The following is a 19027-nucleotide window of genomic DNA, read 5'->3' on the forward strand; positions in this document are numbered from 1 at the left end:
TATGATCCCAAGCAATTCCAGGAAAAGTGTGAAACAGTTTTCCCTTGGGAATTGCGTCAAACAAAGAGTTAGAATGGTGCCGCCGGCAGCTCCTGGGTGCCTTCGAGCTTCACAGCCTGGAGTTCGTTCGCGTCATAGCCAAGAGCCCGCAGGATGGTGGGAGCTACCTGCGTCGTCTGCACCAGAGCCGGCACCGACCTCGGCTTGAGCGAAGGAGCGCTGATGAGAAGCGCCACGTTGCGATCGTTCGCATTGGCGCCACCGTGCTCGGCAATCTTCGAGCCGGATGTGTAGACCACACCCGGATTGACGGTGGCTATGAAGTCCGGCGTACGGCTGTCGGTGGCCGGATCCTGATAAGCGAGAGCAAGCGCATTCGGCGGCTGGATCTGGGCGATGCCTTCAGCCTTGCTCGATTTCTCGAGATAGTCCTGCGCGGCCGCGAGGTTTTTGACCCTGTCTTGCGGTTTGAGCCAGATCAGCGCGGCGTCGTCGGCGATGTGGAAGGCATAGCCCGGTGTCTTCGTGTAGGGATCATCGTCCAGAGGCTGGAACGACGCCGGGTCGATGGGCGACTGGCCATGCTTCGAGGCAAGTATGATCAGGGTCGAGTCGGCCAGATGATTGCCCTTGAGTGCAGCCATCAGTTCGCCGAGGGCGCCGTCGACATAGGCGAGCTGCCCAGCAAGACCATTGCTCGGCGCGCCGCTGGCATCCAGATAGCCGCCGACCAGACCGGCCTCGTCGCCAGGGCCTGCCTTGGGAAGCTTCTGCCCCACACTCACCGCCTGGAAATTCATGCCGAAAAGCGCGGGAACCGCAACGTGGTGTGCGCCGGTGCTGTCGAGGCCCTTGATTTCGTTGATCACCGCCTGGACCCGCGCTTCATCAAAGTCACGCTCGGCCTTGAAGCTGCCCGTCGTCTTGACCTTCGTGCCGGGGATCAAGCTGTCCTGCTCCAACGCGTAAAGATCGTCGACGCCTTTGCCCGAAGGTCCGTTCAGCCATTCGTAGGCCGGGTGCTTGTCGGACCAGGCCGTGCGGCCGCCATGCGCTTTCACGATTTCGAAGACGTTGTTGACCCGCACGAAATCATGCGGATAGACCACCGAGCATTTGCCGTTGATCAGCGTCATCGGCAGCTTTGCCGGGTCGATCTGGCTGCGGTAATCGCCCGGCTTGCCACCACCATCAAGGCGCGTCGAGTCGACGTCGATGTTCTCGGCGAAAGCCACCTCGGCGCCCGGCTCGCCCTTGCAATCCGAGGCCGGTGCAAAATAGGTGCGGTCGTAGCTGTCGTCATAGAACACACCCGTCGACTTGGGCGTGCCACCGGTTACCTGTGCCACAAGGCCAGGAAACGAGTCGGACGGGGCGCTGGCGAGCGCATTCGGATAGAAAATCCCGGTATGGGCGAGCGCGGCGAGCGAGCTTGCCGGATTTGCGGCGACATAGTTTGCCAGATCGAGCGCATGAAGCCCGTCGACGCTGATGAGCAGTACGTGCTTGTAGGGTGCGGCGACGGCGCTGGAATTAGACAGCGCGCCAGCCAACGCCGCCGACAGCGTACCCGCAGCCAGCGCCAGAGATAGCGTTTTCATTGAAGTGTCCCTCGTCTCGCGACCCCCGCGATGGATCAACGTAGGCGAGCGGACATGACAGGTTCATGAAAACTCGGTGGCAGGGACCTTACGGATTGGTAAGCCAGCGGTGATGCAGCTGTGATGGCCGCTTGGGTCTTTCGCAGTGTTGTGCCGACCGCTACAGCTTGGCCTGACACCAACGAAAGGCCGAGCGTATGAGCAGCGCATTACCCCAAATCCACCTGGTCCGGCATGGCGAGACGGCGTGGAGCCTTTCGGGGCAGCATACCGGCCGCACCGACATGCCGTTGACGCCGGCGGGCGAAGCCGCCGCGCGGGGCGTGGCGGAGCGGCTCAAGGGCCTGTCGTTCTCGGCGGTGTGGTCGAGCCCCTCGCAACGCGCCTACAACACCAGCGTGCTGGCCGGCTCTGGCGCGACAAGCGTCAGAAACGACGATCTGCAGGAGTGGGACTACGGCGCCTATGAAGGGCGCACCACCAAGGAAATCCTGGCCGAGCGGCCGGGCTGGAACGTGTTTCGCGACGGCTGCCCGCAAGGCGAGATGGCGGCCGATGTCGGCGCCCGCGCCGACAGGGTGATCAGACAGCTTCGCGAAGCTGGCGGCTCGATCCTGATCTTCTCCAGCGCGCATTTCCTGCGCGTGCTCACCGCCCGCTGGCTCGGCCTGCCGCCGGAAGGCGGGGCGCTGTTCGTGCTCGATACGGCGAGCATCAGCGTGCTCGGCTACGAGCATGATCCGAGCGAGCCGGTCGTGCGCAAATGGAATATGAAGTAGCGGTCACCGGCCTCCAGTCTCCTGACAGAAATCCCGCGCCTCCAGTGTATGGTCGGCGACGTGAGCGAGAAAGGGATTGTCGATGTCAAAAGAGTTGGTGCGCGAGCTGTTCGACAGGTGGGAACGGGTCTGGGTGGATGGCCAGTATGATCTGATCCCGGCTTGCGTCGAGCCGCACTACATCAGGCATGACGAGAAGGGCGACCGCACGGTGACGCGCGAGGACTATGCGATCGAACTCGCTTCCGTCCGGGATGGCCGGCCGGGCATCCGCGTCGTCGTCTATGATCACGCTTTCACCGATGACAGCGCATGGTTTCGCTTTTCCTTCGTGTGGCCAGATCCGGAAACCGGCGAGCCGCGCAGTCGGGTCGGCATGCAAAGCTACCGGGTCGAGAATGGCAAGCTCGCCGAAACCTGGATTTCGATGCTGGCGCCGGACACGAGATGGACGGATGCGACCGCCCAGGACCGTTGGACGAGCACCAGCCGATCTCCGCACAAGCCGGCCTGACGCCCGTCCGCGTCCGCCCGCTACTTGTCGAACTTCCGGATCGCCTCGGCGGTGACCGGCGTGAAGAAATTCACCAGATTGCCGTCGGGGTCGCGAAACAGCAGCGAGCGGTTGCCCCAGGGCATGGTGGTCGGCTTCTGCACAGTCATGTCCCTGATGAAATCCGACAGCCTGGCGAATTCGGCATCGACGTCGCCGACGCGAAATTCGAGGATGGCGGTGTGGTTGTCGGCGGGGCGGGCGATGTCGCCGCCAAACAGCATCAAGGTGCGCGTGCTGCCGATCGCCAGCGTGCAGGAAGGTGTCGCGAGTTCGGCGAAGTCCTCGGTGTAGACCGTCACCGGCATGCCGGTGATCTCGCCATAGAAGCGCACGAGGCGCTGAACGTCTGACGTGATGATGCGGATAGAGACGAAATTCATCGCAGGGCTCCTTGATTGCTGAAGCCGCGGCCGGGCTCCCGACCGATCTATAGGCCAGGCCTCCTGCCAGCTTTCTGTCAGGAGAGAGACGCGATGACTACGCTTCCGGTTCGGACCAACTCTCCTGCACCATTGGCGGCAGGCCGAAGGCGGCGAACAGGCCGGGGCCGAGCGGGGCGACATAGACCGTCAGCGAGGCGATGGCGCCAGCGGCCGGCTCGATGACATGCAGCGATTGCGCGCGCCATTCCGGCTCCTGATGGCGCCGCGCATAGATGGCGACGGCGGGCTGGCCATTGGCCCGTGTCGCCACGGCGCGGTAGCCTGCGAAATTGGCCCACACGGTCCTGAAGAAACCATGGATCGCAGGGCGGCCCCGGTACCAGTCGCGCCAAGGCGGCATGTGGTAGGTGGCGTCCTCGCGCAGCAATGCGACGAAGCCGTCGAGATTGGCGGCCTGCCAGGCCCTGATATAGCGTTCCAGCAGCAAGTCTTCTTCCGGGTTGGGCTGCGATCGCTGCAAGGGGCGCCCCCCAGGATAGCGCTCGCCGAGCGTCGCCCGCGCCCGCTGCAGGGCGCTGTTGACCGAGGCGGTCGAGCCGCCCAGCAATTGCGCGGTCTCCAGCGCCGACCAGCCCAGCACGTCGCACAGCAGAAGGGATGCGCGTTGCCGGGGCGGCAGCAACTGGATGGCCGCGACGAAGGCAAGCCGCACGGCCTCGCTTGTCTCGTAGCGCGCGTCCGGGCCGGGCTCACCATCGGCGATATCAGGCAGCTCGGCGTCGGGGTAGGGCTCCAGCCAGGAAAGCTCGGCGGCCGGCCCGGCGGCGGCGCGCCCTTCGCTCGGCGGCCGTGCGGGCTCTCCGAGAATGCGGTGTGCCGACGACCGCGCCTTGATGGCGTTGAGACAGGCGTTGGTGGCGATCGTATAGAGCCAGCCGCGTGGCGAGCCGCGCCCGTCGAACTGCGCACGGCCGCGCCAGGCCTTCAGCAATGTCTCCTGGACGAGATCGTCGGCCTCGTGCAGCGAGCCCATCATCCGGTAGCAGTGCAGTTTCAGTTCACGCCGATGGGTCGTTGCCAGGCGCTCGAAGGCAGGCCGATCGAGGATCGGCCTGCCTGTCGGGCTCAGCGGCTCAAGCGGGCCGGGAGCGTCTGTCATGTCGAGCCTGCCGTGCGCAATTCGCCTTGCATCCTGCGCGCCTCATGCCGCCGCCGCAAGGCCGCTGCCGCTCACCGTGAAGGCGGTGCCCTGCACCTTGCCGCCGGCCAGCGCCACCACGGCGCGTCCGACATCGGCGGGTGTCTGCACATCGCTCATGCTGGCCAGGAAATCCGCCGGGCTGATGCCGAGATAGGCGGAAATGCTCGAAATGCCGCGCTGGCCGACGCCGGTGCCGGCCATGATGCGCATCGGCGCCAGCGCCATGAAGCGCAGGCCAAGGCCAAGCCGGTCGGCCTCCTTCTGGCTGTGGGCGGCAAGGAACATCTGCATTTGCTTGGCGCCGGAATAGCCGCCGGAGTTCGGCGGTCCGCCGCTGAATGCCGCGCCACTGGAGATCAGCACCACGCGGCTGCCCGGCTTCAATCGGCCCTGCAGCGCAGCCCTGCAGAACAGGAACGATGCCTTGACGTCCGTTTCCCAATTCGCCGAAAAATCGTCCCAGCTCTGGTCCTGGATGCAGGCCGACGGAGCAAAGGCGCCGGCGCAGATTACCAGCACATCCGGCGGCAACGCGGCGAACACCGCGTCGGGCGCGGTGTCCTGCGTGGCGTCGGCGGCAAGCGTCCTCACGCCTGACGCCTCCCAGGAGAGCTCCTTCAAACCTTCCGTGCCGCGCGCGACGGCAAGCACGGTCGCGCCTTCGCCGAGCGCAGCTTCCACGATCGAACGGCCGACACCCCGGCTGCCTCCGACCACGACGACATTTTGACCTTTCAACGATCCCATGGATCACCTCGCTTTTCCGGCCCGGACAATTCCGGTGCCTATGGATGAGGACAGCGCGGGCGGGTGGAAATCATCGCTGGGGCGGCAAAAAATCTTTCCGTGCGCAGCCAGCAGGCGGTGGATGTGGGCCTGTTCGCCGGGTTTTCGCTCTCTTGCGCCGAGCGCTACAGCTTTGGCCCGACATCAACTCCCGACCGATCCAGAGGCCAGCCTCCCGCCAGCTTTCTGTCAGGAGAGGTCGTGACTATTATTGGCTATCCGGCTCAGACCCGGCAGGCCGAAAGCCGGAATAGCCTGGCGCCGAGCGGGCTCGAAGAGGGCTCTTCCTCGTTGGAGATTTGTTTCCCCTAGTCCTGACGGAAATTTGATCGTGCGCATCAGTACAATTAGAATGAAAAGAGATTATGCTCAGAAATTGATCTCGTGTGTGGAGAGTAATTCGACTGTTTGATAGATTTATCCAGCTTAAATACGATGTCATCTCGCTCATATCATGTAAAATGGCGAGAAAATCTCAATCATCTGGAGGGTGTGTAAGATGGCGTATCGGATGACTTGTGTCATGGCAGTGGCTGCGGTGTTTGGGTTTACTGGCTATGCGATGGCCGGGAGCAGCCGGCCGGTAACCTATGAAAAGACAGCACTTTCCGGGCAGGAGATTTATATTTTCCAGGACGCCAACCTGAACCCGGACTGCACGAGCGCAGGCCTGGACGAGGTGCAGGCGACATCGGGGCCGAGCCACGGATCGATCCGGATCGTGGACGGCAAGGTCTATCCCAATTTCCCCAAGAACAGCGACCGCTACAAATGCAATCAGCAGAGCGATGACGGAGTGCAGGCGTTCTACAAGTCGGCCCCAGGTTTCAAAGGGCAAGATCAGGTCAGTCTGTCGATCCACACATTCACGGGAAACGCCCGCAACGTGTTGGTGAACATTACCGTCGAATAAGGTTCGTCGGAGCAGGTCGGCGGCAGGCCAAAGACTTTGAAGATTGGCGGATTGGCGGGCGGCCACACAGTGTGCCGCCTGCAGCCTGTTCATTCACTCCGCCAGCAACGCCAGTTCCTCCGCCGTCAAATGCCGCGCCGTGCCCTTGGCGAGGTCGCCCAGGGGCAGCCGGCCGATGGCGATGCGGATGAGGCGCTTGACCTCGATGCCGTGCGCGGCGAGCAGGCGGCGGATGTGGCGGTTGCGGCCCTCGTCGAGCACGATCTCCAGCCAGGCGGTACGGCCGCCGCTGCGCAAAAGCGCGATCGAACTGGCGGTCAGGGTCTCGCCATCGACGGTGACGCCCGCGCGCAGCGCCTCCAGCATCGTTTCATCGGGCACCGTGCCGACCTGCACATGATAGGTCTTGGCCAGATGCGAGGCCGGGTCCATCAGCCGATTGGCGAAATGCGTGTCGTTGGTCATCAGCAGCAGGCCTTCGCTCGCCTTGTCGAGGCGGCCGACCGGCGAGACGAAGGGCAAATCGAGCCCTTCGAGGCAAGCATAGACCGTGTCGCGCTGTTGCGGGTCGTCGCGGGTGGTGACCAGCCCGCGCGGCTTGTTGAGCATGACATAGACCTTGCGCTCGGCGACCAGCTTTTCGCCATCGACGACGATGCGGTCGCGGTTCAGGTCGACGCGCAGGGCGGTATCGCGCACCACCTTGCCGCCGACACGCACGCGGCCCGCCGCGATCAGCACCTCGGCCTGCGTGCGCGAGCACAGGCCGAGCTTTGACAGCGCGCGATTGAGGCTGACGCCGGCGCTGGCCGGCCTGCCGGTGGGTGGTGGTCGTGATGCCATGCTGATCCGGTCGGTTGCATCAGACAGATGGCACGGGCCGCGATAGCTCCGCAAGCCGTACACGCACTGCGCTGAAGCCGCTGGCCGCTCAATCCCGGCCGTTGAAAAACGCCGTCAGCACCGGCGCATGCGCGGCGGGTTTCAGCATGTGGTTCTGGCCTGCCAGTGTCTGGTAGCGGGCATTGGGCAGAGCTTGCGCCAACCCCTTGTTGCCATGGCGCATCCACGGTGGGCTTTTTCCGCCATCGGTCACCAGCACCGGCACGCCGAGCGTGGTCCAGCGCGTGGTATCCAGCGGCTTGCCGAGCTGGTCGCCGGCAACGATGGCGCCGTCATAGGGCAGCGTATGCGCCACTGCCTTGAGCTTGCGCCAGATCGGCGTCAGCTTCATGACCGCGATCAGCAGGCCGGGCATGCCGACCGATTTGAGGAAGGCGCTCACAGCGTCGCCGCGCCGGTCGTCCGCAATGGCCTGCCGGATCGTTGCCCAGTCGCCTTGCGTGGTCGCGCGGCTGTCGTCGACGATCAGCGGCGCTTCGTAGAGCGCGAGCCTGCTGATGCCGGGCAGGCGGGCTGCCGCCATCAGGGCCAGCATGGCGCCGGAAGACATGCCCCAGACATAGGCTTCACCGCCGGCCGCCCGCAGCACGGCCTCGATGTCATCGATCTCGCGCTCGACCGCGTAGGGCAAGGTGTCGCCGCTGTCGCCACGGCCACGGCGGTCGTAGCGAAACACGGTGAAATCGCCTTCCAGCGCCTTGGCCAGCGGGCCGCTCGGACCCATGGCGCGCGAGCACAGCGCGCCATCGACGAGGATGAGCGGATGGCCCTGGCCCCGGCGCTCGCAGGCGATCGGTGTTCCATCCCGCGACAGCACGGCTTGCGTGGTCGGCTTGGCGTTCTCAGCCAGCATGGTCGGCTCCTGTGCTGATCAACTGTTCCAGGCGGTCGAAGCTCTGCATCCAGCCGCCGCGCATGCCGAGCGCCAGCAGGCGTTCGCGGTCGGCGGCAGTCGCCAGCGTCACCTCGAAATGGACATGGGTGCGCACACCGTTGGCCGTGAAGCTGACCGTGTGGCGGCTCTGGCCCGGCGGCTTGCCTGCCCATTCCTGGATCTCGGGATCCGGTTCGTCGCCATAGCTCAGCCTGATGTTCTCGATGACTTCGAGATAGCTGCCCTGGTTGCGGTAGAGCGCGCCGCTCGCGGTCAGCATGTCGATGCGCCAGCGGCCACCGACGCGCACGTCGAGCGCGCAATGGGGGATGGTGCAGTCCCTGATGCCCCACCACTGCGCCACCAGAAGCGGATCGGTCCACAGCCGGAAGACGCGTTCGACCGGGGCGTTGAAAATCCGCTCGATGGCAAAGCCGCGGTCGGCGGTTGCGGGCGCGCTCATTCCGGCCTGTCCGCGCCGCGCCGCAGGAGATCTTCCATGCGATCGAAACGGTCTTCCCAGAGTTTGCGATAGTCATCCAGCCAGCGGTCGATGTCGCGCAGCGGCTTGAGTTCGATGCGGCTGAGATGTTTTTGCGCCGCCCGGCTGCGGGTGACGAGGCCGGCCTGCTCCAGCACGCCGACATGTTTGGAGACGGCGCGCACGGTGAGCGCGAAGGGTTGCGCCAGTTCGGCAACCGACGCTTCGCCGTCGAGCAGCCGGGCCAGGATCGCCCGGCGTGTGGGATCGGCGAGGGCGGCGAATGTGTCGTCGAGGGAGAACTCAGTAGCCATTATGGAACCAATCAGTTCTGGAACTAGTTGGTTCTATATAAGCGCGCGCCGGTCTTGTCAACGGCTTGGCGTCGTAGCGTGGCATCAGGCGCGCGGCTTGCCGCCGATCAGAAACGGGTGATGAAGAATTTCAGGGCAAGCAGGTAGAGGACCAGAACGATCACCCGCACCACATCCTCATGGGAGGTCAACGAGGCAAGGGGAGGGAGACAAAACCGCTCCGAACGGGACAGACAAAGCAACTCGTCAAATCGAGACGAGATTATCGCCGCCGGCACGAGCAGGCCCGCGATCGCCGCCCCTGCCCACAAGACGGCGCGCGTGCTGGACAAGGCCTTGAGCCATCGTGTCTGTAGCCTGACAAAGCCTGGGGCGTTGTCGGCCGGCACGTGGCCATGGACGACAAACCGTGCAATGTTTTCCCACTGACCCTCCGCTATGCCGGCGCCATGACTGCCCTGGACGAACTCGCGCTGTGCAATCGCCGGATGGGGCGGGGCTTGCGGCCCCGCTTGGTCGAAGCCGTCGAACCCGGCGCCTCCGAGGTCGAACTTCTTGAACCGCTCAAGGCTCTTTGGCAGCAGAGCCACGACCCAGTCCGCGCTGGCAACGACGTTCAGCATGCGGGCAACCCGGCGATTTTCGACGAGTGACAGCCAGTCATAGCTGCAGCGCACGACGCTGCCCGCGAACAGGACATGGTCGAAGACGCAGGCCGGATAGTCCTGGAGGCCGCGGGCCGCGAGATAGGTGCCGTTTGAATGACCGACATAGTGGAATTTCGAGCGCGGATACTGCGCCACCGCGCCGACATACTGATCCATGAACCATTCCACCTTCTGGCGCCTGATCCAGGGCAGGATGAAGGGCAGCATGGCGAAATAGCCGTAGGTCGGCGTCCAGGCGCGGAAGGCCGTCGGCCGCCTGGTCAGCGCACGGACTTTTTCGGCGACGCGATGGGTCCAGAAACCATCATCGCGGATACCGTGAATGACGAATACCGTCTGCTCGACGGTCTCGTCGGGCTTGTCGATCTCGTCGATCAGCAAATCCGGATCGGAAGCGATCTTCGCCAGGTCTTCCCTGGTGTCCGTCAGCGCGTGCACAAATCTCTGCTTGCGGGCCGAGGCCACCGCCGCTTCGCTGCCGGATCCGGTAAAGTGGATCGCACTCATATGGTCGGTTTCATTGAACTGGATCAGAAAATACGTGCGATTGCCTGATGAATTGCCATCGACGGCGATGTCGACCTGGTCGAACGGCGATATGAGATCGTCCCGGCTGCCAATGAGCTGGATGAGGATGGGTTCAGGCAATGTCGCCGCGGGCCGGTTCGCGGCAGGCAATGATGCATCGTTGCCGTTGCCGGCGCCGGCCGGAAGGCACTGGCGGCGGTAGGCCAGCCAATGCAGGCGCGTCTGCACCATGAACGGGGCGCCCAGCCTGATGTCGAAGATGGTGGGAACCCAGCCACGCTTTGGCGCCAGATGGCCGAGCAGCCCGCAAATGTTCAGGCCGATCGAATATTTCCAACTCAAGCGCGGCGAAATCTGCCAGCCGCGGTTGAAGGCTGCCAGCAGGACAATCCGCTCGACCTTGGCGGCCCACGCGTGCGGCCGTTCATCGCGGAAATGGTCTTCGGTGCGAAATCCATGTGGATTGCCGGCCGCAACGAGAAACACCCGCCGCGCAATGGTCGCGCCCATGCTGTGTCCGGCAAGGATGATCCGCTCATAGGCCGGCTCCTCGGCCACCAGCCCGTCGATTGCGCGCACAATCTCCCGTACGATGTCGACGGCGCGCTTCGTGCTGAGAGCCCGGTGATAGGGGAGCAGCGGGACATAGGTGTCGACACGGTGTCTGCGCCCGCCATCGTCCCGGCCCAGCGCCTCCCGGCTAGCGCGCACGACATCCCCGACCTTTTCCGGCGAGGATCGCCAGCCATGCAGGATGACGACCAGAACCGGTGGTGCGTCCGCATTCTCGGTACCGCGCATAAAGCCCTTGACTGACATGCCCGTCCCCCTTTTTCGGCAATAAATCATGCCTTGCAGGAGCCGGTCTTACGGCCCTGCGTCGGGTACGGCTCAAGCTGTCGCGACCGGTTGCGCTGGCCCCACCAGCGCATTTAACGCTCCGATCCCGCTTTGCCCACCAGGATCGGGCTTTTGCTTCCCCGCCAAATACTTCCAAGCACCAGTATCGATACACTCTATACCTGGTGGCGCCGAAGTCCATTCGATTGCGGGCGGTTAACGGGAATTTGAAGTCTTGTCCCGGCTGCGTATTCCTGATGCTTGACTTCTACATGTCTTCGATTTGACAGGGGCCAGCGACGTGGAGGCGTGTTGGCGAAGCTTGCCGGGACGGCGCTGCCCCGGCAAGCATGGTCGAACCGCCTCAGGCGGCTGCTTTCTCGTCCGCAATGCCGTTCAGCACTTTGAGCGCGTCGGCCGGCAGGTCGAGTTCGGCCGCCGCCAGGTTCTCGCGGAGGTGACCGACCGAGGAGGTGCCGGGGATGAGCAGGATGTTGGGCGCGCGGCGCAACAGCCAGGCGAGCGCCACCTGCATCGGGGTTGCGCCGAGCTTCCTGGCGACGCTGGCCAGCGTGTCCGACTGCAGCGGCGTGAAACCGCCGAGCGGGAAGAACGGCACATAGGCGATGCCGGCGGCGGCAAGCGCGTCGATCAATGTGTCGTCGTTGCGGTGCGCGATGTTGTAGAGGTTCTGCACGCAGACGATCGGCACGATGCGGCGCGCCTCCTCGACCTGGGTGAGCGTGACGTTGCTCAGCCCGATATGCTTGACCAGCCCCTTCTGCTGCAGTTCGGCCAAAACTGAGATTTCCTTGGCGATCGAGCCTTCGGACGGTTCATGCAGGCCGTCGGTGCGGCGGAAATTGACCACGTCGAGCGCGTCGAGGCCGAGATTGCGCAGATTGTCGTGCACGGCCTGCCGGAGCTCATCAGGAGCCATGGCCGGAAGCCATGCGCCCTTGTCGTCGCGGCGGGCGCCGATCTTGGTGACGATGGTGAGGCCGGCCGGGTAGGGGTGCAGCGCCTCGCGGATGATCAGGTTGGTGACGTGCGGGCCATAGAAATCCGATGTGTCGATGTGGTCGACGCCGCTGGCGATCGCCTCGCGCAGCACGGCAAGGGCTGCGTCGCGGTCCTTCGGCGGGCCGAAGACGCCAGGCCCTGCCAGTTGCATGGCGCCGTAGCCGAGGCGTTTTACGGTGCGGTCGCCGAGTTTGAAGGTTCCGGCCTTGCTGATGTCGGTCATGGTCTCATCTCCTTTGGATCGGCCCAATGTAGACAAAGCGCGCCTGCACGATAATATGGTGCAATCGGCACAGCCTGTGCGGAAAGGCGAACAATGGCAGCGGATCTTGGGGACCTCCAGGCGTTCATGGCGGTGGCGCGTGCCGGCGGCTTTCGCGAGGCGGCCCGGGTGGGCAGCGTCAGCGCCTCCAGTCTCTCGGAGACGGTGCGGCGGCTGGAAACCGGGCTCGGCGTGCGGCTCTTGAACCGCACCACGCGCAGCGTCGCGCCCACCGAGGCGGGTGCGCGGCTGCTCGAGCGGCTCGGCCCGGCGCTTGGCGAGGTCGAGGCGGCGCTCGACGTGGTCAACGGCTTTCGCGGCCGCCCGGCCGGCACGCTGCGGCTCAACGTGCCGGTCGTCGCGGCGAAACTGGTGCTGCCGCGGCTGTTGCCGCCTTTCCTCGCCGCCTATCCCGACATCCGCATGGAAGTGACCGCCGAGGACAGTTTCGTCGACATATTGGCGAGCGGCTGCGACGCCGGCATCCGCTATGACGAGCGGCTGGAGCAAGACATGATCGCCGTGCCGATCGGCCCGCGCCGGCAGCGTTTCGCCACCGCCGCCGCACCGGCCTATCTCGACCGGCATGGCCGGCCCGACCATCCGCGCGACCTGCTCGATCACGCCTGTCTGCGCGGCCGCTTCGCCAGCGGCCTGACACCGGCCTGGGAGTTCGAACGCGACGGCGAGGTGGTGAGCGTCGAACCGACCGGCCCGCTGCTGGTCAGCACCGGCACGGCCATGGCGCTGGCGCTCGAAGTGTCGATCGCCGGCGGCGGCATCGTCTCGCTGTTCGAGGACTGGCTGCGCCCCTATTTCGACGATGGCCGGCTGGAGCCGGTGCTGGAACCCTGGTGGCAGGAATTCTCAGGCCCGTTCCTCTACTACCCCGGCCGCCGCCTGACGCCGGCGCCGCTCAGGGCCTTCATCGATTTTGTCGGTGGGATGCGCTGGGGGTGAGGGGTGGATGAATGGAAGCGGAGCGCTTCGAGAACGAGCGCGAAGGCAGGTGAGGGCTGGCGGCGGCTGGGATAGTAGAGATGATAGCCCGGGCGTGGTGCGCACCAGTCGTCCAATACGCGCAGCAGCCGACCGGCGGTGATATCAGGCTCGACAACATCCAATGGCAGGTAGGCAAGTCCCAACGCGTCTAGTGCTGCTTGCCGTATCAAGCTTATCGAATTGAACACGGCACGACCTTGGACGCGGGCTTTCAATTCGTGGCCATCGTTGCGAAACTCCCAGACATAGAAACCACCATGCGTCGGCAGACGCAGGTTGATGCACTGGTGTTCGGTGAGCTCCTGCGGCGTGCCTGGCAGCGTCCGGCCTTCGAAGTAAGCCGGTGCCCCGACCACCGCCTGTTGGAAATCAGGACCGATACGCATCGCGATCATGTCCTTGTCCACTTGCTCGCCAAGCCGCACGCCGGCGTCGTAGCGCTCCGCCACGATGTCGATCAAGCCATAGTCCGAAATGATCTCGACGTTCACATCCGGGTACTGCGGCAGCAACCGCGCCATGGCCGGCCAGAGGATGGTTTCAGCGGCGTGCTCGACGGAATTGATCCTGACCGTGCCGGCCGGCTTGTCGCGCATCTCCCCCAGCGCCTGGATGTCGCGCTCGATCTCATCGAACCTTGGCCCGATGCTGCCCAGAAGCCTCTCCCCGGCCTCCGTCAGGGCGACGCTGCGGGTCGTGCGGGTCAGAACCCGAAGGCCAAGCCGCTCCTCCAGGGTGCGGATGGTATAGCTCAATGCGGACTGTGACACGCCGAGCCTGGCGGCTGCCCTGGTGAAGCTCTGCTCCCGGGCGACCGCGATAAAGGCCAACAGGTCGTTGACGTTCTGCCTTCGCATTCATCAATCCCATTTCTAAGTTCATGCCGATAATACCATCTAATCCCGGTGTCCTGGAGAGGCTACCTGTGCCCCAGCAACGAAGGGATTTTAGAACATGAGCAAAGTTTGGTTCATCACGGGCGCCGGGCGAGGCATGGGCCTTGATATTGCCAGGGCTGCCCTGGACGCCGGCCATCAAGTGGTCGCTACCGGCCGCAATACAGACAAGGTGGCCGGGGCTGTCGGCCAATCCGACAGGCTTCTGGTCGTCAAGCTGGACGTCACCAGCAGCGCCGACGCCGAAACGGCTGCCAAGGCCACCATCGAGCGCTTTGGCCGCATCGACGTCCTGGTCAACAACGCGGCCAGCTTCCAGGCCGGCTATTTCGAGGAACTGTCGCCTCGGCAGATGGACCTGCAACTGGCCACGAGCCTGGTCGGCCCGATGAATGTCACCCGCGCTTTTCTGCCGGCGATGCGCAAGCAGGGATCGGGCAGGATCATCTCGATCTCGTCGACGGCGGGCCTGGTGGGTTACGAATTCTGCACCGCCTATTCGGCGTCCAAGTTCGGTCTCGACGGCTGGATGGAAGCGCTGCAGATCGAGGTCTCGCCGTTCGGGATCGAGACCATGATCGTCAATCCGGGCTTCTTCCGCACCGAACTTCTCACTGAGGAATCGACCAGATATGCCGATCTCACTATTACGGATTACAGCGAGCGCCGTGCGCAGCAGGAGGCCTTCTGGACAGGGGCGAACGGCACACAGGGTGGCGACCCCGCAAAACTGGCGCAGGCGCTGATCACGCTGGACAAGGAGGCCGCGCTTCCCCGGCGCTTCCTGGCCGGCGCCGATGCTATCGCCACGGCCGAACAGAAGATTGCGACACTGCAGCAACAGATCGAAGCCTATCGCGCGCTTTCAAGCTCGCTTGCGATCGACGGGTAATCGCTGCTGCGAGCGTCAACCGCGCCGGGTCGAAATCGATTCAACCGACGCGCTTAAGTATCTGTTTTATGGATGAATCTATGCCATTGTGGAAAGTCTTGGCCCGCTTCTGGCGGCGGTAGGCTACCCCCTGGAGAACTCACCCGTCCGCACATCCAAACAATCCAAACCCGGTCCGTAACACTTTAGTTTTCTTGCCCGGCGTATCCACGAGGGCAGCGTCGCTGATTGCCGACGCGCCCTCGACGCATGAAGGAAGGGGGACGAAGCATGGGTTCGCCCTGGTCTGAATTGCTGGCCAATCTCGCGGTCGTTGCGATGTTCGTTTCGGTCTGGATCCATACGCATGTGTGGCTGGACCGCAGGCCGGCCGCGGTAAAGGCGGCGGCCTTCGGCCTGCTGATGGGCGCCGGCGCCGTCATCCTGATGCTGACGCCGATGCAACTGCAGCCGGGCGTTTTTATCGATCTCAGGGCGACGATGGTTGGTCTTGCCGGCTTCTTCGGCGGCCCTGTCGCCGGCATCATCGCAGGTGTCATGGCCGGTGCCTTCCGGGTTTTCGAGGGCGGCATCGGCGCCTTCGCCGGCGCGGTGGGGATCGCCGCCACCATGCTGGTCGGCATCGCCGGTAATCTTGCGCTCAGGGGCCGCGCCCCAGCCATGCGCGATATCATGATCCTGGGCGCTGCGACCGCATGTGGGTCGCTGCTTGGCCTTAGTGTCCTGCCGCGGTCCGTTATCGAGACGGTCCTGCCAAAGGTGGTGTTTCCCTCGACATTGCTCATCTTTGTCTCCGTGGCGATGTCGGGGCTGGCGATCTACCAGGAGCGGCGGCGCCTCGAAGCGCTGCAGTCGCGGCGCATCTTCAAGGCCGTGGTCGAGACCTTGCCTGATTGCCTCAACGTCAAGGATCTCGAGGGCCGGTTCATCGCCGCCAATCCGGCAACCGCGGAACTGATGCAGGCGGCCAACGCCAAGGCGCTGATCGGCAAGACGGATTTCGATTTCTTTCCCAGCGAAACCGCGCAGGAATTCCGCGAGGACGAGCTTGCCGTGCTGACGTCCGGCGTCTCCTCCACCATCGAACAGCGCCTGCACCATGAGGACGGCACCGATGCCTGGCTGGCGACGTTGAAGGCGCCGTTTCGCGACAGGACCGGGGCCGTCATCGGCCTGATCACGCACAATCGCGACATCACCCAGCGCAAGCAGCTGGAAACCGAGCTGGCCGAAAGCCAGGCGAGGCTCGGAGACGCGCTGACGCATATGGCCGACGGCCTTGTGATGTTCGATCCGGACGACAGGCTGGTGCTGTGCAACGCCCAGTACCGTGCCCTGTTTCCGAAGACGGCCGACTTGAGGGTACCCGGTGCTCACCATCGTGACATCCTGCGCGCCTCGGTGGCGCGCGGCGAAAGTGTGACGCCGCCCGACGAGGTCGAGGCGTGGATCGCGGACATCATGGCCCTGCAGACATTATCCAGCCACCGCCAAGTCCAGCTTGCCGACGGGCGCTGGCTCGATGTGCGGACCCGGCCGACCGGCGATGGCGGCAGCCTGAGCGTGTTTTCCGACATCACCGAGGCCAAGCAGGTCGAGGCCGAATTGCTGGCGGCCAATGAAAAGCTGAACCTCTTGGCGCATCGCGACGGGCTGACCGAGCTGTTGACGCGGCGGGCCTTCGACGACGCGCTGGCGCGCGAATTCGCCCGTGGCCGGCGCAACATCACGCCGCTCAGCCTGCTCATCATCGATGTCGATTGGTTCAAGCGGTTCAACGACCATTACGGCCATCCGGCGGGCGACGATTGCCTGCGCGCCGTCAGCCGCTGCATCGAGATGACGGCGCGGCGGCCGGCCGACGCGGCGGCCCGCTATGGCGGCGAGGAGTTCGCGATCGTCCTGCCGGAAACCGACGCCAGAGGCGCCTTCGTCATCGCCGAAACGCTGCGGGGCAAGGTGCGCGATCTCGGGCTTGCGCATGCCGGCAGCGAAAAGGGCATCGTCACCGTCAGCATCGGGGTCGGCACTTTCGACGGCAGTGCTGCGATCGAGATCGCCGATCTGCTTAGGCGCGCCGACGAGGCGCTCTATGGCGCCAAAGCCGCGGGGCGCGACCGCGTGCATGGCTGGCGCCCGCACCTCAGCGAACCACGCCCGACCGCTTCCCGGCGCAAAGCGTGAGCCCTGGTTGTCACGGCATTGTCATGGTCCGCTGCCATTAATCCATAAATCTGGATAGATGGATTGATGGACAAGACAACGGCATTGCTGGCGCTCGCAGCACTCGGCCAGGAAACCAGGCTGGAGGTGTTCCGGCTGTTGGTTCGGGCCGGAGCCGAGGGTGTGCCGGCAGGCGAGATCGCGACGCGGCTCGGCACGGTGCAGAACACCATGTCGGCGCATTTGAAAATCCTCGGCCAGGTCGGGCTGGTGCACGCCGAGCGCGAAGGCCGCAGCATCCGCTACACGGCCGACATGACCGGGTTTCGCGATCTGCTCGCCTATCTGATGGAGGATTGCTGCAACGGCGCGCCGGAGCTGTGCCAGCCGATCCTCCAGGCCGTGACCTGCAAATGTTGAGGTTGACATGACCGACCTTCGACGCCGCCTCGCAGCCGAAGCGCTGGGCACCGCCATGCTGGTCGCCACGGTGGTCGGCTCGGGCATCATGGCCAGCCGGCTGACGGGCGATGTCGCATTGTCGCTGCTCGGCAATACCATTCCAACCGGCGCCATGCTGGTGGTGCTGATCACCACGCTGGGGCCAGTCTCCGGCGCGCATTTCAATCCGGCGGTCACGCTGGTTTTCGGGCTGCGGCGCGACATCGGCTGGCTGGCCGTGCTGGGCTACATCGCTGTCCAGATTCTCGGCGGCCTCGCCGGCACGCTGGTCGCGCATGCCATGTTCGACCTGCCTCTGCTCGAGGTGTCGGCGACGGTGCGCAGCGGGCAGGGGCAGTGGCTGGCCGAACTGGTCGCGACATTCGGCCTGGTCTTCATCATCCTTGCCGGCTTGCGCTTTCGCAGCGACGCCATCCCCTGGCTGGTCGGGCTCTACATCACATCCGCCTACTGGTTCACGGCCTCGACCTCGTTCGCCAATCCAGCGGTGGCGATTGCCCGCGCCTTCTCGAACACGTTTGCCGGGATCCGGCCGCTCGATGTCCCCGCCTTCATCGTCGCCGAACTGCTGGGTGCGCTGCTGGCGCTGGCGCTGGCCGGCTGGCTGCTTTCCGAACCCAGGCCTGCGCCAGAAATGAGAGCTGCAGAATGACCATCACCATCTACCACAATCCCGATTGCGGCACCTCGCGCAACACGCTGGCCATCATCCGCCAGTCCGGCGAAGAGCCGGAAGTGATCGAGTATCTGAAGAACCCGCCGTCGCGCGAAAAGCTTATCGAGTTGATCGCGGCAATGGGAATGACGCCGCGCGCGCTGTTACGCGAAAAGGGCACTCCCTATGCCGAACTCAACCTCGGCGATGCCAAATGGGGCGACGACGAGATCCTCGATTTCATGCTGGCGCATCCGATCCTGATCAACCGGCCGATCGTGGTGAGCCCGCTCGGCGTCGTCCTTGCCCGACCGTCTGAAGCGGTGCTCGATATCCTGCCCAATCCGGATATCGGCCCGTTCACCAAGGAGGACGGCGAGGTCGTCGTCGATGCGGGCGGCAAGCGGGTGGTCTGAGGTCTATTTCGAAAAACATCGAAATAGGGCTTGACGGTTTCCGTCGCTGGCCGCATGCTACTTCCATGAAACTCGAACAAGCAGCGAAGCAATTGGAAGCGCTCGGCAATCCGACGCGGCTGAACCTCTATCGTATCCTGGTCCGGGCCGGCGAGGCTGGCCGGCCGGTCGGCTTCCTGCAGGAGAGCCTCGGCATTGCCGCCTCGACGCTGTCGCACCATCTGCACCGCCTGATCCTGACCGGACTGGTCAGCCAGGAGCGGCAGGCAACGACGCTGATCTGCCGCGCCAACTATCCCATGATGAACGATCTCATCGGCTTCCTGGCCGACGAATGCTGCGCCGATGCCGCCTGCAATACGGCAGCGGATGACGCGGCCGCCTGATTTTTTTGCCTGCTATTTCGATAATACCGGAAGGATAGAAGCT

At 64.4% G+C, this 19027-nt stretch carries 21 protein-coding genes and 1 pseudogene; 11 read left to right on the forward strand and 11 right to left on the reverse strand.

Annotated features, from left to right (window positions below; all coding sequences use genetic code 11):
• Positions 1-68: 68 nt before the first annotated feature.
• Positions 69-1601 (reverse strand): alkaline phosphatase family protein, encoded by a 1533-nt coding sequence (locus tag CKW40_RS14125; RefSeq protein ID WP_095200509.1) that lies wholly within the window; start codon positions 1599-1601, stop codon positions 69-71.
• Positions 1602-1798: 197 nt separating this feature from the next.
• Between CKW40_RS14125 and CKW40_RS14130 the strand changes: the two genes are divergently transcribed.
• Positions 1799-2380: a histidine phosphatase family protein gene (locus tag CKW40_RS14130; protein ID WP_095200510.1), complete on the forward strand. Its 582-nt coding sequence runs from the start codon at positions 1799-1801 to the stop codon at positions 2378-2380.
• Between the two features lie 82 nt (positions 2381-2462).
• Positions 2463-2894 (forward strand): nuclear transport factor 2 family protein, encoded by a 432-nt coding sequence (locus CKW40_RS14135; RefSeq protein ID WP_095200511.1) that lies wholly within the window; start codon positions 2463-2465, stop codon positions 2892-2894.
• Positions 2895-2914: 20 nt separating this feature from the next.
• On the opposite strand, the gene CKW40_RS14140 is transcribed toward CKW40_RS14135, so the two are convergent.
• The 3 genes from CKW40_RS14140 to CKW40_RS14150 all read right to left on the reverse strand — a co-directional run bounded on the left by CKW40_RS14140 (position 2915) and on the right by CKW40_RS14150 (position 5267).
• The gene (locus CKW40_RS14140) at positions 2915-3316 is read right to left on the reverse strand and encodes a VOC family protein (RefSeq protein ID WP_095200512.1); all 402 of its coding nucleotides are present in this window, start codon (positions 3314-3316) and stop codon (positions 2915-2917) included.
• Between the two features lie 97 nt (positions 3317-3413).
• On the reverse strand, positions 3414-4478 hold the full coding sequence (locus CKW40_RS14145) for a sigma-70 family RNA polymerase sigma factor (protein ID WP_095200513.1): 1065 nt from the start codon (positions 4476-4478) through the stop codon (positions 3414-3416).
• A 42-nt stretch (positions 4479-4520) separates the two neighbouring features.
• The gene (locus CKW40_RS14150; RefSeq protein ID WP_095200514.1) at positions 4521-5267 is read right to left on the reverse strand and encodes an SDR family NAD(P)-dependent oxidoreductase; all 747 of its coding nucleotides are present in this window, start codon (positions 5265-5267) and stop codon (positions 4521-4523) included.
• Positions 5268-5330: 63 nt separating this feature from the next.
• Here CKW40_RS14150 and CKW40_RS14155 point away from each other — a divergent pair, with 63 nt between their 5' ends.
• Positions 5331-5618: a hypothetical protein gene (locus tag CKW40_RS14155; RefSeq protein ID WP_095200515.1), complete on the forward strand. Its 288-nt coding sequence runs from the start codon at positions 5331-5333 to the stop codon at positions 5616-5618.
• 211 nt (positions 5619-5829) lie between these two features.
• The gene (locus CKW40_RS14160) at positions 5830-6219 is read left to right on the forward strand and encodes a hypothetical protein (RefSeq protein ID WP_143748289.1); all 390 of its coding nucleotides are present in this window, start codon (positions 5830-5832) and stop codon (positions 6217-6219) included.
• Between the two features lie 93 nt (positions 6220-6312).
• Here CKW40_RS14160 and CKW40_RS14165 read toward each other — a convergent pair whose 3' ends face one another.
• The 6 genes from CKW40_RS14165 to CKW40_RS14190 all read right to left on the reverse strand — a co-directional run bounded on the left by CKW40_RS14165 (position 6313) and on the right by CKW40_RS14190 (position 12073).
• Entirely contained in the window at positions 6313-7062 is a 750-nt protein-coding gene (locus tag CKW40_RS14165; RefSeq protein ID WP_095200701.1) for a pseudouridine synthase, read from the reverse strand.
• Between the two features lie 88 nt (positions 7063-7150).
• Positions 7151-7975 carry an alpha/beta fold hydrolase gene (locus tag CKW40_RS14170; RefSeq protein WP_095200517.1) on the reverse strand — a complete coding sequence of 275 codons (825 nt, stop codon included), beginning with the start codon at positions 7973-7975 and terminating at the stop codon, positions 7151-7153.
• Positions 7965-8459, reverse strand: a complete 495-nt coding sequence (locus CKW40_RS14175) for an SRPBCC family protein (RefSeq protein ID WP_095200518.1) — start codon at positions 8457-8459, stop codon at positions 7965-7967. Before CKW40_RS14175 ends, CKW40_RS14170 begins: the two co-directional genes overlap by 11 nt.
• Entirely contained in the window at positions 8456-8791 is a 336-nt protein-coding gene (locus tag CKW40_RS14180) for an ArsR/SmtB family transcription factor (protein ID WP_095200519.1), read from the reverse strand. Before CKW40_RS14180 ends, CKW40_RS14175 begins: the two co-directional genes overlap by 4 nt.
• Positions 8792-8898: 107 nt before the next feature.
• The gene (locus tag CKW40_RS14185; RefSeq protein ID WP_179297963.1) at positions 8899-10806 is read right to left on the reverse strand and encodes an alpha/beta fold hydrolase; all 1908 of its coding nucleotides are present in this window, start codon (positions 10804-10806) and stop codon (positions 8899-8901) included.
• A 385-nt stretch (positions 10807-11191) separates the two neighbouring features.
• Positions 11192-12073 (reverse strand): aldo/keto reductase family oxidoreductase, encoded by an 882-nt coding sequence (locus CKW40_RS14190; RefSeq protein WP_095200521.1) that lies wholly within the window; start codon positions 12071-12073, stop codon positions 11192-11194.
• Positions 12074-12166: 93 nt separating this feature from the next.
• Here CKW40_RS14190 and CKW40_RS14195 point away from each other — a divergent pair, with 93 nt between their 5' ends.
• Complete coding sequence (locus tag CKW40_RS14195) at positions 12167-13072, forward strand: LysR family transcriptional regulator (protein WP_095200522.1); 906 nt, start codon at positions 12167-12169, stop codon at positions 13070-13072.
• Positions 13073-13086: 14 nt separating this feature from the next.
• On the opposite strand, the pseudogene CKW40_RS14200 reads toward CKW40_RS14195, so the two are convergent.
• A pseudogene (locus CKW40_RS14200) lies at positions 13087-13971 on the reverse strand (LysR family transcriptional regulator); the annotation flags it as partial.
• 97 nt (positions 13972-14068) lie between these two features.
• Between CKW40_RS14200 and CKW40_RS14205 the strand changes: the two are divergent.
• From CKW40_RS14205 to CKW40_RS14230, 6 genes are all read left to right on the forward strand, one after another.
• Positions 14069-14902 carry an SDR family oxidoreductase gene (locus CKW40_RS14205; protein ID WP_095200524.1) on the forward strand — a complete coding sequence of 278 codons (834 nt, stop codon included), beginning with the start codon at positions 14069-14071 and terminating at the stop codon, positions 14900-14902.
• 270 nt (positions 14903-15172) lie between these two features.
• The gene (locus tag CKW40_RS14210; RefSeq protein WP_095200702.1) at positions 15173-17086 is read left to right on the forward strand and encodes a diguanylate cyclase; all 1914 of its coding nucleotides are present in this window, start codon (positions 15173-15175) and stop codon (positions 17084-17086) included.
• Between the two features lie 66 nt (positions 17087-17152).
• Positions 17153-17485: an ArsR/SmtB family transcription factor gene (locus CKW40_RS14215; RefSeq protein ID WP_095200525.1), complete on the forward strand. Its 333-nt coding sequence runs from the start codon at positions 17153-17155 to the stop codon at positions 17483-17485.
• Positions 17486-17492: 7 nt separating this feature from the next.
• Entirely contained in the window at positions 17493-18179 is a 687-nt protein-coding gene (locus tag CKW40_RS14220) for an aquaporin (protein WP_095200526.1), read from the forward strand.
• Positions 18176-18598: an arsenate reductase (glutaredoxin) gene (gene arsC / locus CKW40_RS14225; RefSeq protein WP_095200527.1), complete on the forward strand. Its 423-nt coding sequence runs from the start codon at positions 18176-18178 to the stop codon at positions 18596-18598. The genes CKW40_RS14220 and arsC overlap by 4 nt, the downstream gene beginning before the upstream one ends.
• 65 nt (positions 18599-18663) lie before the next feature.
• Positions 18664-18984, forward strand: a complete 321-nt coding sequence (locus CKW40_RS14230) for an ArsR/SmtB family transcription factor (RefSeq protein WP_095200528.1) — start codon at positions 18664-18666, stop codon at positions 18982-18984.
• Positions 18985-19027 lie beyond the last annotated feature (43 nt).

Origin of the sequence: Mesorhizobium carmichaelinearum, assembly GCF_900199455.1 — a bacterium.
GTDB classification, from domain to species: domain Bacteria; phylum Pseudomonadota; class Alphaproteobacteria; order Rhizobiales; family Rhizobiaceae; genus Mesorhizobium; species Mesorhizobium carmichaelinearum.